Annotated in this window: 11 protein-coding genes; 3 read left to right on the top strand and 8 right to left on the bottom strand. The window is 45.8% G+C overall.

The features are described 5' to 3' along the window. Positions 1 to 11: 11 nt before the first annotated feature. The 3 genes from QUB10_RS25920 to QUB10_RS25910 all read right to left on the bottom strand — a co-directional run bounded on the left by QUB10_RS25920 (position 12) and on the right by QUB10_RS25910 (position 2,293). Positions 12 to 1,172: a DUF1822 family protein gene (locus QUB10_RS25920; protein WP_333206066.1), complete on the bottom strand. Its 1,161-nt coding sequence runs from the start codon at positions 1,170 to 1,172 to the stop codon at positions 12 to 14. Continuing rightward, on the bottom strand, positions 1,162 to 1,953 hold the full coding sequence (locus QUB10_RS25915; RefSeq protein ID WP_333206065.1) for a sigma-70 family RNA polymerase sigma factor: 792 nt from the start codon (positions 1,951 to 1,953) through the stop codon (positions 1,162 to 1,164). Before QUB10_RS25915 ends, QUB10_RS25920 begins: the two co-directional genes overlap by 11 nt. A gap of 148 nt (positions 1,954 to 2,101) precedes the next feature. Beyond that, a complete protein-coding gene (locus QUB10_RS25910; RefSeq protein WP_333206064.1) occupies positions 2,102 to 2,293 on the bottom strand; it encodes a hypothetical protein in 192 nt (63 codons plus the stop codon). Between the two features lie 385 nt (positions 2,294 to 2,678). Between QUB10_RS25910 and QUB10_RS25905 the strand changes: the two genes are divergently transcribed. Continuing rightward, complete coding sequence (locus QUB10_RS25905) at positions 2,679 to 3,884, top strand: hypothetical protein (protein ID WP_333206063.1); 1,206 nt, start codon at positions 2,679 to 2,681, stop codon at positions 3,882 to 3,884. A 208-nt stretch (positions 3,885 to 4,092) separates the two neighbouring features. On the opposite strand, the gene QUB10_RS25900 is transcribed toward QUB10_RS25905, so the two are convergent. From QUB10_RS25900 to cobU, 3 genes are all read right to left on the bottom strand, one after another. After that, positions 4,093 to 6,162: an AarF/ABC1/UbiB kinase family protein gene (locus QUB10_RS25900; protein ID WP_333206062.1), complete on the bottom strand. Its 2,070-nt coding sequence runs from the start codon at positions 6,160 to 6,162 to the stop codon at positions 4,093 to 4,095. Between the two features lie 77 nt (positions 6,163 to 6,239). Next, positions 6,240 to 6,662 carry a hypothetical protein gene (locus tag QUB10_RS25895; protein WP_333055383.1) on the bottom strand — a complete coding sequence of 141 codons (423 nt, stop codon included), beginning with the start codon at positions 6,660 to 6,662 and terminating at the stop codon, positions 6,240 to 6,242. Between the two features lie 276 nt (positions 6,663 to 6,938). Continuing rightward, positions 6,939 to 7,514, bottom strand: a complete 576-nt coding sequence (gene cobU, locus QUB10_RS25890; protein ID WP_333206061.1) for a bifunctional adenosylcobinamide kinase/adenosylcobinamide-phosphate guanylyltransferase — start codon at positions 7,512 to 7,514, stop codon at positions 6,939 to 6,941. A 309-nt stretch (positions 7,515 to 7,823) separates the two neighbouring features. Between cobU and QUB10_RS25885 the strand changes: the two genes are divergently transcribed. Next, positions 7,824 to 8,795, top strand: a complete 972-nt coding sequence (locus QUB10_RS25885; RefSeq protein WP_333206060.1) for a glycosyltransferase family 2 protein — start codon at positions 7,824 to 7,826, stop codon at positions 8,793 to 8,795. A 1-nt stretch (position 8,796) separates the two neighbouring features. On the opposite strand, the gene QUB10_RS25880 is transcribed toward QUB10_RS25885, so the two are convergent. Then, on the bottom strand, positions 8,797 to 9,009 hold the full coding sequence (locus QUB10_RS25880) for a hypothetical protein (RefSeq protein WP_223300923.1): 213 nt from the start codon (positions 9,007 to 9,009) through the stop codon (positions 8,797 to 8,799). Here QUB10_RS25880 and QUB10_RS25875 point away from each other — a divergent pair. Further along, the gene (locus tag QUB10_RS25875; RefSeq protein ID WP_333148165.1) at positions 8,918 to 9,853 is read left to right on the top strand and encodes a glycosyltransferase family 2 protein; all 936 of its coding nucleotides are present in this window, start codon (positions 8,918 to 8,920) and stop codon (positions 9,851 to 9,853) included. The two genes, QUB10_RS25880 and QUB10_RS25875, sit on opposite strands and share 92 nt — an antisense overlap. Positions 9,854 to 9,974: 121 nt before the next feature. Here QUB10_RS25875 and QUB10_RS25870 read toward each other — a convergent pair whose 3' ends face one another. Beyond that, the gene (locus QUB10_RS25870; RefSeq protein ID WP_333206077.1) at positions 9,975 to 16,919 is read right to left on the bottom strand and encodes an Ig-like domain-containing protein; all 6,945 of its coding nucleotides are present in this window, start codon (positions 16,917 to 16,919) and stop codon (positions 9,975 to 9,977) included. Positions 16,920 to 16,936 lie beyond the last annotated feature (17 nt).

Genomic DNA, 16,936 nt, shown 5'->3' with positions numbered 1-16,936 from the left:
TAATCGAGATATCATACCACAAAATTTTCTGTGACGCTGAAATCATCTAAAGCTACTCGAATACTAAAACTCTCGTCTCGATCAACCTCAATATCCTTCAGCAAAATGTACCTCTCCTGAATCCTTGATTGTGACTCGGTTAGATTTTTACCGATGTCGGAGATTAAGGAAAGTTTAATATTCTGGGGCAGGTAACGTTCTCCGATCGCCGGATGCAGTTGAACGTGAACTCTGACAGTGCGATCGCTCTCTTCAGCAATCGCCACCAACAAAGCCACCGTTGTCCTTCCCAGCCGCATGCCCAAGTCAATCAACTTAGCCCGCGTGACATCGGCTTCGGGAAACCTATTGATGCTACTTTGACTGCCCTGTAACGCAGATTCTTCTCTCGGATTTCCACCTCCTCGTAATGCAAAACTGGGGGTTTCGTCAGGGGAAATCAAGTTTTTTAAATTTTGTTTACCTCGATCCAATTGCTGCAAACATATGTCTACAAAATTTTGCCACCAATTGCCTAACTTAGATTCAACCGGATTTTGAATCTCCACCTGAGAAGTTTGTGTCTGCTGGTTAAATACCGCTTCAAAAGGCAGCCAATCAGCCGTAAATACATTCATCAACCACTGACTGAGGTTAATTTTAGATTCCAACAAATGTTCTAGATGTCCTAAGAAATCATCCAGGGAATGCAATTCGCTCAATACTAATTCCCCCGCATCCGCAGTTGGAGAAAAACCAAGCAATCTCGCTTCCTTTTCCTCCTCATCAATTTCTACAGCAATATAGCCAAGGCGTTCTGTCCTTGCTTCCACCGGCACCGGGCAAATCTCAGGCGGATGGGCCGATGAATTCTGGTTGCCTTTTTCTGGATTTTGATGCCGATTGTTAATTGGACGGCATTCGATTTTTCCCAATCCTTTAACATACAAATCTCCCGCATCTGCAAACAGGCGAATTACGGGATTCCAGCTATCGCATTCAGTCAAGTCAGTCTCAATATCGATGATTTTTAGATAATCGCGAACTGCCAGCACTGCCAAAGTATTGAGATAAACTTGCTCGTGCCTTTGCGGGTGGCGCTGTTGGGTGGCAAACTGATGAGCAACTTGCAGTGCCTTCTGAGTAATTGGCATCGGCAAAGATTCGATTTCCCAAAGGTTGTTATGGTTCATTGTTCTGGTACACTCCTGGTATATTTAAAGTTTGATATCCTTGGTCTTCGCAAAATTTTTGCAGCAGATGACGACAGTCATTGTTGAACAATTGATATAAAGTAGAATGCGCGCAGTCAAACTCTTTGGCGAGTTCTTGAAAACTTTGACCGTACAAACATTGGCGCTGCAATAAAACTTGGCAATTTATCTGGGGTTTGCCTCTAACGTGTCTGCTTTTCAACTCGTTATTGGGATCGGTTTCTATCCATTCTATAACTTCTTCAACATAGAAAATTGAATCCGCTTCTGCTGGTAATTTTTCAATTGAATTGACATTTTCTTCGTCTTGTTCTCCTTCTAAGGAAACTATTTGACGGGGTTTTTGTTTTTGCTGTTCTTTTTGTTGGGCAAGGCGATAATCTAACAGCCGCTTTTTGAGATATGGATTTAACCAAGTCGTAATCAGGCTTTCTTCGGGATCGTAAGGTCGTTTTGCTGTGGTAGCTTCACATAAATTCCGAGACAGATAGATCCATGTCTTGTTCAGTGCCTCTTCATAGTAAGGTGTGTTTTCTTTCCAGAGTTTGCCCGATTTGAGAATCTCTAGAATCAGTCGATGCAAGAAACGACCTCGCTGGATACTGCCGGGGGGATGCTGGCAAGCTTTGGTGACGAGTTCGACGATTTGCTGGTGTGCGGGATCTCGATCGAACTTTTCCGATTTTACTGAGCACCCAACAGCATCGGATTCGTCGGATAAGTGGTCTTCCCCCTCGGAGGGGTTGGATTTATCAGTCATAGTTAAGTGCGGCCGCAACTTTATTCCTACATTTACTTATCAGGGTGAGTTGGAGGAATTTATGCGAAATTCTGAAAGTTTTTTGAGCCGATGGTTGAAAGTCTTGCTGTGCAGTGGATTGGGCCGTTCAATTAGATGTGAATTTTTGTTAAGACGCATCAAAACCTGCATAAACCGGGTTTTTGCGATTTATGCAGGTTTGTAACGAAGTCTTCTGCGAAAAACCCGGTTTCTGACCACCAGTGCGTAAAATCGCCCTTAAATCCCCAAAACACCCGTGGTTCCGTACTTCCACGCAGTCTTTGCCAAACTCGACCAAAAAAACTGGAGAGTTTTGCATAAAACTACCGAGCTCACCCCGATAAGTAAATAGAAGGGAAATGACGAAGTACGCGCGAGCGAAGCTATAAGGAGAGGATTGTCATTCCTAGCTCTGATTAATCCTAGATAAGTGGACATCTATCGAATACATAAAAACCAGGTTTATGGAATAAACCTGGTTTTTGTTTGTGGATATTTTTCTTTAAGTCAGTTCTGGAAGCATACCGAGTCAAAAACCAGGTTTATACGTCAATATATCTCGAATCAATCCACGATTTTTGGGATAAATCGGCTTTTTTGCGTCCATGACTGACTGAATTAATCACCAATGTAAAATCTTGTTACAAGTTACTTGACATCAGTCATTAAATCTATTTTGGAATGACTATAATTGGGAAAACGTAATGCTGTCATTCGCTCTGGGTTGCGAAGAAGCTCAAACCCTTGCCACACAGCCATTGAGTGCGTCAGTCCTGACTATTAACAAATCAGAAAATTTCATGCAGAAACTAACTCGAATTTTATTCACTACAGCTTTAACCCTAAGTATCTTATGTTCTCCCACAGCAGCTTTCGCCAAAGCAAAAATTCAGATAGCCATCCTTTTAGATTCTAGTAATAGCATGGATGGACTGATTGACCAGACGCGCACTCAAATTTGGCAAATTGTTAACTCTTTAACTAAAGTAACCAAAGATGGCGAAGTACCAGAGTTAGAAGTTGCTCTCTACCATTATGGTAACGACACTTTACCTTCATCCGAAGGTTTTGTCAGATTATTAACTGGATTTACTCCTGAATTAGATTTAGTTTCAGAAAAGTTATTTAGTATCAAAACCAACGGCGGTCAAGAATATGCTGGCTGGGTAATTCGTTCAGCAATGCAAGAATTAAACTGGAGTAAAAATCAGGAAGATTTTCGCGTGATTTTTATTGCGGGTAATGAACCATTCGATCAAGGCCCAATAGTTTGGAATCAATCGGTCAATCTCGCGGTTAAAGGAGATACTCTCGTTAATACAATCTACTGTGGTTCAGCCGAAAGTCAGGAGCGAAGACTTTGGGCATCAGGAGCAGAGTTAGCAAAAGGCAGTAGCTTCAACATTAATCAAAACCAACAAATTGTGGTAATTAAGTCTCCTTACGACGACGAAATTTCTACTTGGAATACTAAACTTAATCAAACCTACATTCCCTACGGTAGAGAAGGAAGAATCGGACAACAACGTCAGGCTGTTGAAGATAGTAATTCTGGCACAAGTTTTGCTTCGCGTAGTGCCTCCAAAGCTTCTGAATACTATGATAATGCTTCTTGGGACTTGCTGGATGCTCTCGAAAACGGCACAGTTAAACTAGAGGCAATATCAGATGATAGTTTACCAGAAATCATGCGAGGGATGACGCTAACAGAAAAGAGAGCATATGTTGCTGGAAAGAAAACCGAAAGAGAAGCGATTAAAAAGACCATCCGCGACTTATCTCAGAAGCGTACAGCATATATTGAACAACAGCGCCAATCTAGTACCAATAGTGGTGAAAATACTCTCGATCGCGTAATGATTCAAAGTCTCCGCCAGCAATTAGCCGCTAAAGGATTCAAGCTTAATTAAAAGAACGCAGACGACATTTCATCTGCGTTCATCTGTGTTTATCTGCTAATATCTGCGGTCAAAAAATCCCAATCTCCCAATTTAATATCATGGTCGATCGACCACGCTCAAAAGCCGGGGCGGGTTTACAGAATTTCTCGTTTCTATTGTAGATATTGGTGAACCCGCCCCTACAGGAATTATGGTCAATTCGCCTGACATGAGATAACTACTTCGCCGCAGGTAAAGACAACTGAGGCGAAGTTTTAGGATAGCTTCCATTCACGGGAATCGCATCCGGTTCCTGCGAAAGCAAAAACTCGCGAATAACCCTAGCAACTGCTCTTTGAGCTAAACCGCCGACTACTTTCTGCCCCATATTCTGCACTTCCGGTTTCACCAACAACTGCGGAAGTAGCTGCAATACTTTCATCGAGTCAAAACCGGGAGTTGATTGCAAAATATCCCAAATCCGCTTGATGTGTTCTAAGTTTTTTTGTTCAGTTGGTGAAACCACAGGTTGATTTGCCTTAACTCCAAACCATTCGCCGACGACTGCTTTGGCGTTAGCAAAGGCGTTGCTGGAAAGTGTGTCGAGACTCTTGACTAATTCGAGGACAATACGATCGCGAATGAAATCTCCTCTTTCGGAAAATAAATACTCTAATGCTTGGTTCAAGATTTTGCTGACATCGTAGTCGTCACTCTCGCGGGCATTGTTGAGCAAGTTTTCTAAGCGGTTCCAGCGGAATTCGCCTTGTTTGAACAGCAAATCTTGCAGGGATGCTCTCAATTCCGGTGCGGGGTCGCTCAACAGCCGTTTTGCAACGTAAGGATAAGCTTTGCTGAGCACTTTGAATTCTGGATCGACATTAATGGCAATCCCTTCTAAGGTGACGAGCGATCGAATAATCAAAGCGTAGTAAGCTGGAACCCGGAAAGGATATTCGTACATCACCGCCGAAAGCTCGTCAGTAATGCTTTTGAAATTGAGTTCGGCAACGCTAGCACCCAAAGCATTGTTAAATACGCCCGCCAAAGCCGGAATAATTGGCGTCAAATCGGTATCTGGCGTTAAAAATTCCAACTTGACATAATCTTTTGCTAAACCTTCAAAGTCGCGGTTCACCAAATGCACCACAGCTTCCAACAAGCCGTATCGCTGATAAGGTTTAACTTCGCTCATCATCCCGAAATCGAGATAAGCTAATTGACCGTCAGGAGTTGCCAAAAGATTGCCGGGATGCGGATCGGCGTGAAAGAAACCGTGTTCTAGAAGTTGTCTGAGAGAGCACTGCACCCCCACTTCAATTAAGTAAGGAGCGTCGATTCCTTGAGCTTTAACGGCCTCTAAATTCGTAAGTTTGATGCCGGTGATCCACTCCATTGTTAAGACGCGGCGGCGGGTATATTCCCAGTAGATGCTGGGAACATAAATGTCTTTGATGTGGCCGTATAGTTGGGCAAACCGTTCGGCATTTTGACCTTCGTGGGTGTAGTCCATTTCTTCGTAAATGCGCTCGCCCAACTCGTCCATAATTGCTGCGAGGTCACTGCGAATTATTTTGAAGGTGTTTTGCGCCCAAACTGCAACGCGCCGCAGGATGTAAATATCTAAGCCGATGTTTTCGGCTAAACCCGGTCGCTGGACTTTGATTGCGACTGTTTCTCCGGTTTTGAGTTTGCCTTTGTAGACTTGTCCGAGAGATGCTGCTGCGATCGGATCGGGGCTGATTTCTGCGTAGATGTCTTTGGGGTGGGCGCCCAATTCTTCTTGGATGAATTGATATGCTACTTCGTTGGGAAATGCTGGCAATTGGTCTTGCAGCGTTGTTAGTTCTTCTAAATATACTGGCGGTACTAAGTCGGGGCGTGTTGAGAGTGCTTGTCCGATTTTGATGAAAGCTGGGCCGAGTTGACCCAGAATTTCTCGCAGTCGGACGGCGCGGCGCTTTTCGTTGGTGGCGGTACGACCTGTTTTGCCGTCGAACCACACACTGAAGGCAAAGCTAAAAAATGTCCAAACAACGCTCGACAGCCTTCCCCAGACTTGTAGAGGTCGATTTCGGTACTGGGCTGCGATCGCCACTGGATCGTACCGAACAGCATCTCCGGCTAACTCGAAAGCTATGTCTCTGGCTGATTTGAGCCGATCGTCCGTTACGTGCTCCGTCTCTAGTGATACTGGTACTGCTTGCAGGGGAATTGTATTTGCATCTTGGAGATTGCTTAGTACAGCCTGAGTCCCTGAATTTACATAAGTTGGCGGGGAGGCTGGCGATACTGTCTTGACATTCATAAATCAGACCTAGTGTGAAGCATTGTAAATATATTGTAACAATTTAAGGAAGAAGACCCTTCTTCCTTCTTATATACTTACTCGCCGCTGGATCTTTGGAGTCGATCGCGAATGCCTGATAGTTGCGATTGGCTGCTGACGGGCGATCGAGGTTGGGGCATTTCGGTATCGGGCCAGTTCGGTAAGTCGTTACAGGGACAGAACTCCGGGGGCATTCCGGTTTGTTTGAACACTACGGGCATAGCGCAGCGCGCGCAGGGACTGATTTCCCAAGCTGGCGTCAGCAGTTGGGCAATTGTTTCGTTTGTGCCTTCGAGGTAACAGTCTCCGCTGTCGCGGGAGATGATTTTTTGCCAGCAGTCTTCAAATTCCTGGCTGTAGCGATCGCCCGCATTTACCGATTTGGGCTCCAGCGCTTCGGAACCGTTGCGAATTAATACTTTTTTGCCTAACTGAAACCAGTAAGCAATATATTTTCTTACTTCACTATCTGATGCCATAACTTTTAGTCAACCCTTCAACTAATTGATTATTTTAGACTTTGAATTTGAAATCACCACTCTTTCTTAAGAGACATTTTATCTTTTACATAATTTCAAAATTCGGCTATTCCTCATGTCTAATTGTTGGGCTTCCCCCCTAGGGATTAGGTTTTTTTACTAATTTATATGACTCTTGATTTTTCAATCTTAGTTAAAATCATAGCTGATTTTTAGTTAAAATTGTCGTTCGGGAAACCGATATTTTTTCTCTCTTGTCGATCGCGACTCTGGCTGTTAATTTTTCGCTACAGGCGGCAGTGGCGTACCCAAAGCGGTGAGATTCAAGGCGTAACCTCCGGTGGCGAGATAAACAGTATCGGCGATCGCCCCGATGTGGCGCACGAGAGTGCCGAGGCGATCGCGAAACAGCCGCCCCGCCGGATAAGCAGGCACAACGCCCCATCCGGTTTCTTCCCCTACCAAAATTACATCAGCCGCCGCCGACTTCAAACCGGCTAGCAAATCTTGCTGCGTAGTCGCCCAAACAGCAGCTTCTTCTTCCAAAAGATTTGCCGTCCAAGTTCCCAGGGAATCAATCAACAAGCAATCTGACGGCTTGCTTGCTCGCAAAACGGCCGATAATTCGATCGGCACTTCTAGAGTTGCCCAATCAACTGGACGGCGATTTCGGTGCCGATCGAGGCGACGAACCCACTCCAAATCCGTTTCATCAACCAGACCGGTAGCCACATAGATTACTTGTTTCCCAGAACCCGCCGCCAGAGTTTCGGCCCATTCACTTTTGCCGCTTCGGGCCGGCCCAGTTACTAAGATTAATTGTCTCGATGTGGTGGGTTCTGAGTTACTCATTAGTCAGTCGATTTTAGATTTTAGATTTTAGATTTTAGATTTACTCCACAACAAATGATTTTGGGAGATTGAAGTTTGGTTAAAATTTTTGGGCTGCTCGCGACTAATGTCGCGGGCTTGTCTCCCTTCTTTGGGCGGGGTCACATACAAAGGATTAAACATAATTCCCAATTGCCAATTCCCAATTAGCAATTACCAATTATGATTTAAACGGCCAACTACCAAATGCTTTTTAAGCGATAATAGCATTGATGAGACAATATCAGAGTAAGTCGATCGAGAACCCCCGTATTTCCCAAGCTGTTATTTATGCCAGATCGTCCTCAGATATCAGCGATTATTTGCACCCACAATCGCGCCGCCTATTTAGGTGGGGCGATCGACAGCTTGCTGGTACAGGATTTTCCCGACAACTTTGAAGTAGTAGTAGTGGATAACGCTTCTAGCGATTATGCAAGCCCCGAAAGTTCGACTTCGCGCACCCGCGAGGTGGTAGAAGCAAGACAGGGCGATCGGCGCCTCAAGTACGTCTGGGAACCCGAAATCGGTCTGTCAGTAGCCCGGAACACAGGCGCTAAGCAAGCTCGCAGTGAAATATTAGCTTATCTCGACGACGACGCTATTGCTGAGCCGAATTGGCTTAGGGTGCTGCACGCGGCTTATCAAAGCAATCAACAACTCGCCGTAGCTGGTGGCAAAGTAAATTTGCTCTGGCCTTCTGGAGTCAGCCCGCCCGAATGGCTGTCACCGGGATTAGCCCAGAACTTGGGATCATACGATTTAGGCGATACTTGCCTGTACGTGACTGCTGCCGGTTTGACTCCCAGGGGAGTAAACTACTCAATCCGGCGCGCTTTTCTCGAACAAATTGGCGGCTTCGATGTCAAACTCGGTAGAGTCGGCAAAAAGTTGCTGTCAAATGAAGAGTTGCGAGCCACAGAATTAGCTTTAGAGTTAGGCTGGCAAGTAGTTTATCTACCGGAGGCCCTGGTGCTTCACCATGTCGCGACAGAAAGGCTCAACAAAGCTTGGTTTCTAGAGCGCGGGTGGTGGCAAGGCATCAGCGAGTGTTATCGCGAACAATTGTCCGATCGAGCCGGTATTGCTCAGCTTGGGCGGGGGGGTGAAAGAATCTTGAGGGGTGTCTGGAAGTCTTTTAAATATATTAGAGATCCAGGGCTGCGCTTTGAAAATTTCGTTTTTGCCTGGGGTCAAATCGGTTATTTGAGCGCAGCCATCCGCGGCCTGATTTTTGCACCGAAATCGACCAGCAGGCATTAGGCTATAGGCAATATCCCTCGCTGCTCAAGTCGTCGGCCCTGCTGTGCCGATCGCATTTCATCCACCAAAACTCGACCGCATTTAGGTTCAAGCACTCGATTATGACATCTAGTTCATCCAAGATTCCGGTTTCAGTTCTCATTCCGGCAAAAGACGAAGAACTTAATCTACCTGCGTGTCTGGCCAGCATTGCCAGGGCGGATGAAGTTTTCATGGTTGATTCCCAAAGCAGCGATCGCACGGTAGAAATTGCCATCAGCACGGGCGCAAAAGTAGTGCAATTCTACTTCGACAACCGCTGGCCGAAAAAGAAAAATTGGTCATTGGACAATCTGCCCTTTCGCAACGAATGGGTATTAATTGTCGATTGCGACGAGCGCATTCCGCCGGAACTTTGGGACGAAATCGCGCAGGCGATCGAAGACCCCAATTTTGACGGCTACTACCTCAACCGCAAAGTCTTCTTTTTAGGCCAGTGGCTGCGTTACGGCGGCCGATATCCCGACTGGAATTTGCGTTTGTTCAAGCATCAAAAAGGACGTTACGAAAACCTCGGCACTGAATCCGTCCCCAATACTGGCGACAACGAAGTTCACGAACACGTAATTTTAGCCGGTCAAGTCGGCTACTTAAAAAATGACATGATCCACGAGGATTACCGCGATTTATTTCACTGGATAGAACGGCACAACCGCTATTCTAATTGGGAAGCTCGCGTTTATTACAATATTATTGAAGGGCGCGACGACAGCGGCACTATTGGTGCTCACTTATTTGGAGATGCAGTGCAGCGGAAACGCTTTCTCAAAAAAGTTTGGGTGTGGCTGCCTTTTAAACCAATGCTCAGATTTATTTTATTTTATTTTATTCAGCTCGGCTTTTTGGATGGAAAAGCTGGCTATATTTATGCAAGGCTATTGAGTCAATATGAGTATCAAATTAATGCAAAACTTTACGAGTTGCGTTGTTGTGGCGGTCAGTTAAATGTGGCAGAACCTGAGCCTACTCTGTCGCCGCCAGTAGTTATCAGTCAGGAGACTGAAGTGAAATTGCCGTAATAGTAGGTATGAAATTTTAACCGCAGATGGCGGCGGATTGACGCCGATGAACGCAGATAAATGTTGATTTGGGTTAAGTGCGATCGCCCTTATTTTACCGATCGCACTTTTCTTTCCTTTCCTAAACCAGCATGAAATTAGCAGAGGTAATCGCATTGGCACTCACTCCAACCATCACACCTAACTGCTCCCCTGTCAAGAGATTCTTAATAAGAGTTCCCTGAGTATTTTGAGTTATTTCTAACTGACCAAAACTCAAGCCACCGCTTAACCCAATCAAATCTTGACCAAGAGTAAAATCAGCGATAATATCAAATCCTTGACCTGCTTTTAAGGCAAAGATATCGTTGCCGCTACCGCCAATCAAACTATCATTCCCCATGCCTCCGTCAAGGAGATCGTTGCCTTTGCCACCTGTGAGAGTATCGTTGTCTGCGCCTCCGAAAAGAGTATCATTTCCGGCACACCCTCCCAGGATATCTGCTCCTTCATCACCGTTGATTAAGTCATTACCTTCACCGCCGCAGATGGTATCTGAACCTAACTGTCCAAACAGATTGTCATCACCTTGACTGCCAAGCAGGATGTCGTTACCTTTGCCTCCATATAAGGTGTCATTATCCTTACCACCATCGATGAAGTCATCATCTTTGTTCCCATAAATGATGTCAATACCTTCGCGGCCATGTAAGAAGTCATTGCCTTTGCCTCCGAAGATTAAATCGTTGCCCGACTCGCCAAGGATGATGTCGCTTCCTTCATCTCCGTAGAGAGTATCTTCATCTTTGCCTCCGGCGATGAAGTCATTGCCTTGGTTGCCATTAATAATGTCATTATCGGCACCACCGTATAGGTTGTCATCCCCGGATTTGCCCTCGAATATGTTGGCAGCATCGCTACCTAGTAATTCATCGTTTTGGGCAGTGCCTATCTGAAGGCCGGATGCGCCGAGTATGGTGTTTTCAACTGAGTTGGGTCGGTTTAAGTTGGGATAGGTAATTGTGTCGCAGATGCACTCATCGTCTGAGAGGTTATTAGTTGTTGGCGTGGGAGTTGCTGTTTCCGATGGTGTTGGTGTTTCTGAGGCTGTTTCCGATGTTGTCGGTGTTTCGGAGGCTGTTACTGATGGGGTCGGAGCGATCGGTGGGGTCGGAGCGATCGATGTTGGTGTGTCGGTGCCGGTTTCGGTGTCGGGGGCGCTGCCGGTGTCCTCAGATGTAGGTTCCTCTGGATCGATCGCCTCTGTGGCATCGATCGTCTCGACAACGGGGCGAACAGTAGGGTCATTTACCTTCACCTTCTCGATCCGAGCCAGAATCGCCTCTTTGGTGTTGTTAGCAAGGAACTCTTCAACCGTCACAGTTCCCGCAGCCAAATCGGATAAACCGACAGCAATTTGACCCACAGACACCGCCTGCAATTTCGTGATCTCAAGGGCAATATCTGTGATGGGGCGACCGCTAGCGACGAGATCCTTGACCATTTGATTGCCCAAAGCCATGATTTGAGCCGCAGCAGCCGCACTAGCAGCCAGTTGTGTCGGGTTGATTTTGGGGTCAGACTCTGCTGCTTTGGTAATGGCTGCTTGGAGAATACCCAATATTGTTTCTGTTTTACCCAAATCAACAGCAGCGCCACCCTTCAATTGATTTGCGATCGCCCCGATACCACTAAATGCCAATTGTGCAACTTCTTTTTCGGAAACCCCCTTGATGAATTTCGCCGTCTGGACGATCGTATTTTGCACCAGAATCATCGAGCCGAATACCGATACACCATTCGCATCGCCCTTGGCGATCGCCTCTAAGGGGTCATAGCTACCCAAGTCAACTCCTGCGGGCAATCCTAACGCTGATTTCACCTGAGTTTCCGCTGTTGCTGGGTCAGTGCCTTGCTGCACCATAGAGGCGATCGCCGTCGTTAAAGGTGTCACAACCGTTGAAGCCAGGGTAGAAGTGAGTGGCGTAGCCATCGGCAAACCAGTTGCAGCATCCACACCGCCGAGGATGTCCATACCGCCCATGAGAACAAACTGACCTTCGGTATAGTCGAGTTCACCATTTTGGTTGGTATCAAACTTTTCGGTATTCAGGGTCAGATCGAAGCCACCATCCGCCGTGGTAATCGTAAAGGGTTCACCCTCATCCAAAACCCCGTTTAAGTTGGCATCGAAGAACACCTTACCGCCAGAAATGTAACCGTCGATGATGCGAATCTTTTGGAAGAAGCTCCATGTTTTTTTGACTGCTGTCACTACATTTTCGACTACCTTTGGACTTAAAATCGTGGGTGTTTCTTTAGGTTGAGGAGCCTCGCGATTAAAACTCTCAACTCCGGTCACGATTTTCACATCGCCATTAGGAGCAACAATTTGCCATCCTGTAGCTGTCTGGGTAAACTTATAGTCCTCTTTTTTACCGGTCAAGAGCAAGATATCGTTGTTACCAGCCCCTCCGTCAATGGTATCGTTACCAGCCCCACCATCAATAATATCGTTACCAGCCCCACCATCAATAATATCGTTACCAGCCCCACCATCAATACTATCATTGCCATCTCCACCTTGGATAGAGTCATCGCCCTGCTGACCGTAGAGAGTATCGTTGCCAGTTCCGCCTTCCAGGGTGTCATTGCCCTCCCATCCGTGAAGTTCGTCATTACCTTCATCACCCCTGAGAAGATCGTTGCCAATCTCACCCCAGAGACTATCATTGCCAGCTTGACCAGAGAGGGTATTATTCTGACTGTCGCCATTGAATTGATCGTTATGAGCCGAACCAATAATATTCTCAATCGAACTTAACGTATCTTTGTTGCTAGAAAAATTGGCGTTGCCATCCGTTAAACTGCCTCGAACAGCACCAGTAGAAAATCTGTAGTCGGCAGTATCAGTTTTGTCACCTCCATCAAGGAAGTTACTGCCATTTCCACCAGAGAGAGTATCGTTATCTCCCTCACCGTAGAGGGAGTCGTTACCATCCCCACCATCGAGGAGATCGTTATTAGACCCACCCCCGATCGCGTCGTCTCCTGCTTCTCCTTTAAGGATGTCATCGCCGTTGTGACTGTAGATCTGATCGTTGCCATCACCCCCATAAAGGTAGTCATTGCCGTCAAAGCCCTCAAGGAAGTCATTGCCCCCTCGACCAAAGAGCGTATCATTATCCCTCCCGCCGTTTAGAGAGTCGTTGCCGTCACCACCGTCGAGGAAATCGTCATTCTCATCGCCATTGAGTTTGTCATTGCCGGCTTCACCGCTGAGAAGGTCATTGCCGGCTCCACCACGGAGCAAATCGTCACTCAAACCGCCGAAGAGACTATCCTTACCCCATGAACCTTCGAGTGTGTCTTTGTCGTTGCTACCGTCGTAGCTTCCTCCCGTTTTTCCGTTGTCTTCGCCATAGAGAGCATCATCCCCATCTCCACCTCGGAGGAAGTCGTTATCTCCCTGACCAAAGAGAACGTCGTTGCCATTTCCGCCATCAATGGTGTCATTACCCTGATAGCCGTGGATCTCGTCATTGCCGGCTTCACCGCTGAGAACGTCGTTGCCCGCATCACCATAGAGACGGTCATCACCCAAACCACCATCAAGGGTGTCATTGCCCGCATCACCATTAAGACGGTCGCTACCGTTATCACCCTGTATAAAATCATTACCATTGTCTCCAGAGAGAATGTCGTGGCCATCTCCTCCATAAATTAGGTCGTCTGCGTCACCACCGGAAATCTTGTCATTGCCCCCCTCACCGTAGAGCCAATCGTGGGCATCATTTTTACCATTGTCACCAAGGATGCCGCCACCATATATGAGATCGTTATCAGATCCACCATATATAAAATCACTATCCTTTCCACCCTCTAGCCAGTCATTTCCCTCGTTGCCATATAAAGTGTCGCTGCCCCCGTTGCCTTCTAATTGGTCATTGTCCTGTTGACCTTCGAGTTTGTCACGACCCCATCCACCTAGTAGACGGTCGTTTCCACGTCCACCTGCAACAGTATCATTCTCTCCTCTTGCGTCGTAAAAGTCGTTGCCGTTACCCAATGCTACGTTTTGGCTAGTTTTCTCCAGGTAATAATCCTCTACTGAACTATAAATAAATCCCCCTAAGTTTTCAAAAAATTTGCCAACATCCTTGAAGGTATCGAGTACACCTGATGTCACACTATTAAATCCATTAACGACACCATCAATGGCTTTATTTACAGCCTCAGTGACTGCACCGAGAGCACCGCCCGTAATCTGGTCAAACAAATCTTCCATATTTCTCAGCGGAGCTAGTGACATGGTATAGTCAAAGTTTTTCCCTAAAACTTCGGCACCTACCTGAATCTTGGAACCACTAGGTGTACCATCCGAGGTAATCGTAAGACTTGCACCAATATTGCCAATATTGAGGATATTGACGCCTATTTTACCTTTAACTTTTAGCTGGCCATTCTGTAGGCTGATGTCGGCACTGCCTAAATTTTGACCCAAGATTTTAGCTGTCCCTCCGATTTTGATATCGGTGGGACTTTTAATATCAATTATTGCGTTCTCGATTGAGAAGGCTCCGAATAAGTCAAGATTTCCTTGAACTTTCAGCCCATTACGATCAGCATTGATTTTGGCTCCGGCAATCTCTCGTCCCAGTAAGCTCACTGAACCAGAACCACTCGCAGTTTGGTTATTGATATCAACTGAAAAATCGTTAATGTCTAGTCCTAGTAGGGTTCCGAAATTCAACTTAAAATCTTTTACTTTGGCGCTAGTGGGGGTAAATTCAACGTTTGCTTTAGCAACTTCAGCCTTAAAAAGCACAAGCTTAGCGTCCCCTTTTAGATATTGCTCAGTGGGACTGACTTTGAGTGCTAAATCGACAGTCTTATCGTTGGGACCATCTGCTCCTGTGAGTTTCAAAAATATCAAGTCAATTTCAGGAATCTGTAAAACTCCTTCTAAACTTGGATTAGTGGTATCGTAGGGATTGGCGTTAAGACTGAGCTTGGCTTCTTTTCCCCAAGCCGTTACCTGGCCGTTGATACCAAGACCTTGTGTTAATTCCTTGCCAGCAATTGTTGTGGGGAAAGGTACCATCTTGACGAGTGGATCGATTTCTGTATCTGCATCAGGTCCATCGATAGATACAATCTTTACATTTAAAGTATCCTTCAAAAAAGTTTCGGCTTTTTGGAAAAACTCGCTTTTCTTACCCAATTGCTTAAGGGCATAAGAGCCAATTGGCCCACCAGCCCAAAGGGTAGCCAAGCTGACTGGTTGCTTAGCAGTTAATTCCAAAGCAAATTTATCAGGATTGGTGACATCTACTAAGAAAGCGGTATTCAGAGCTAAATCACCAAATTGTAGATCTCCCCGGAATGCAACATTATCAACCCAGGGTGTTACATAAGTCCCACCCAGTTGGAAACCTAGACTACTAATTTTTGCATCAGGTATGCCAAAGGGATTTTTCCAGCTATTGCTTGCATCGAGTGCAAACGATCCTGTGAGAGAGGTGGGATCTAGCTTAATGTTTCCCGAAAGTGTTAAGTCAGGTTCGTTATTTTGGAAAGGATCGTACCCTTTAAGAATTAGATTCCCTCCAATCCCAAAACTCGGTTGCCCCTTTTGTAGACTCCCGTTCAGGTTCAAGCCTTTAAGGATTCCACTGAAATCACCTTTCTCGAATAGTGTGATATCAGTCCCTAAACCTGCTTTGACACTCCCTCCAGATGAATTGAATTCAGCATCAAGGCTAACATCCTTAATGCCCAGTTTTTTGTTGATGAAATCAAAGAAATTATTTTGGCCATCATCAACTCCAAAGTCCAATTTCCCAGAAGCTATGTATTTAGTAGAACCACTAGACTTGTCAATAGTAAAACTGGGACTGCTCAGAGGTGGGGTGATTTTATCTGCAAAGGTTTTAATGCCATCAAAAGGAATTTTTTTGACGAGATCCGTTAAAGATGCCTCCTTGGGATACCCAATTTTAATAGTGTTTTTAGAGACACTAAAACTTAGGCTTTGTCCGTCAATCACTCCAGTGAGCTCATAAACAGCAGTGGGCTTGCTGGTATCAATTTTTATGCTGGGGTTCTTGACCGAGGTGTTTAATATATCGCTCGCTATACCAAGACTGTCAAACCCAACCTGCTTCAGCAGATCCGACAGAGAAACATCGCTCTGGTAACTGACTGTAACCCCTTGACCACTTTGATAACCAAAGGTTACGGTTTTTCCACTGATGTTACCCGATAAGGCATAAGCCAGAGGGGATTTGCTGGTATCAATTTTCAGGGTAGGATTGCCAATTGACCCCGTTAAGATGGAAGTTCCGGGAGTTCCACTCACTCCCATGCTGGTGAGCAAGTCCGCCAGAGAAAAATCTCCCTGATAGGTAGCAGTGACCGCTTGACCACTTTGATAACCAAAGGTTACAGCTTTATCCTTGATCTTTCCTGACAAATTATAAGTGGGAGAAGACTGCTTAGTATCAATTTTTAAGCTAGGATTTGTGATATCGCCACTTAATATTGCACTCCCGTTAGCGATAGGAATTCCCAGAGCTTTCAGTACGTCATTTAGAGACCCAGTAGCATTGTAAGTAGCTGTAATTTCACCATTCTGAATCCCAACTGTCAACGGCTTGATGGTATTTACCACACCTTCTAAGACTTGCTTTACTGGATCAGATACATTAATACCATTATTTTTTAGGTAAGTATCTATTTCGCTCCAAACAGAAAAGCTATTCTTGACGTTGTAGGTTAAAGGTGTAGCAGCAATATTGTTGTTACCGGCTGCATCAGTGGCGCTGCCAGCGGGAACGTTGACTGTTACTACCGTGCCGTTGGTTGGGGTGACAGTGAAATTGTAGTTGCTGCCAGTGCCGGTAAATCCACTAACTTTACCGTTGGTGACGCTGATATCGCTGTCAATAAACCCGGTGACACTTTCGTTGAAAGTAGCGCTGACATTGAAGGGTGCGTTTACGGGTGCCACAGCGGTTGAAGCTAGGGTGGCTGTCGGCGCTGTGGTGTCAGCAGTGTTGAATTTCCAAGTAGTTGCACCCGTAATCCCAGCATAATTGTTAC

Origin of the sequence: Microcoleus sp. B5-D4, from assembly GCF_036705145.1 — a bacterium.
GTDB lineage: Bacteria > Cyanobacteriota > Cyanobacteriia > Cyanobacteriales > Microcoleaceae > Microcoleus.
Note: the sequence above shows the minus strand (reverse complement) of the source record. Positions and strands in the feature narration are given on the sequence as shown.

What these genes read in the sequence shown, in the direction of transcription:
- QUB10_RS25920 (WP_333206066.1), bottom strand. Translation starts at nt 1,172, where the DNA reads ATGAACCATAACAACCTTTGGGAAATCGAATCTTTGCCGATGCCAATT.
- QUB10_RS25915 (WP_333206065.1), bottom strand. Translation starts at nt 1,953, where the DNA reads ATGACTGATAAATCCAACCCCTCCGAGGGGGAAGACCACTTATCCGAC.
- QUB10_RS25910 (WP_333206064.1), bottom strand. Translation starts at nt 2,293, where the DNA reads ATGCAAAACTCTCCAGTTTTTTTGGTCGAGTTTGGCAAAGACTGCGTG.
- QUB10_RS25905 (WP_333206063.1), top strand. Translation starts at nt 2,679, where the DNA reads ATGCTGTCATTCGCTCTGGGTTGCGAAGAAGCTCAAACCCTTGCCACA.
- QUB10_RS25900 (WP_333206062.1), bottom strand. Translation starts at nt 6,162, where the DNA reads ATGAATGTCAAGACAGTATCGCCAGCCTCCCCGCCAACTTATGTAAAT.
- QUB10_RS25895 (WP_333055383.1), bottom strand. Translation starts at nt 6,662, where the DNA reads ATGGCATCAGATAGTGAAGTAAGAAAATATATTGCTTACTGGTTTCAG.
- cobU (WP_333206061.1), bottom strand. Translation starts at nt 7,514, where the DNA reads ATGAGTAACTCAGAACCCACCACATCGAGACAATTAATCTTAGTAACT.
- QUB10_RS25885 (WP_333206060.1), top strand. Translation starts at nt 7,824, where the DNA reads ATGCCAGATCGTCCTCAGATATCAGCGATTATTTGCACCCACAATCGC.
- QUB10_RS25880 (WP_223300923.1), bottom strand. Translation starts at nt 9,009, where the DNA reads ATGAAAACTTCATCCGCCCTGGCAATGCTGGCCAGACACGCAGGTAGA.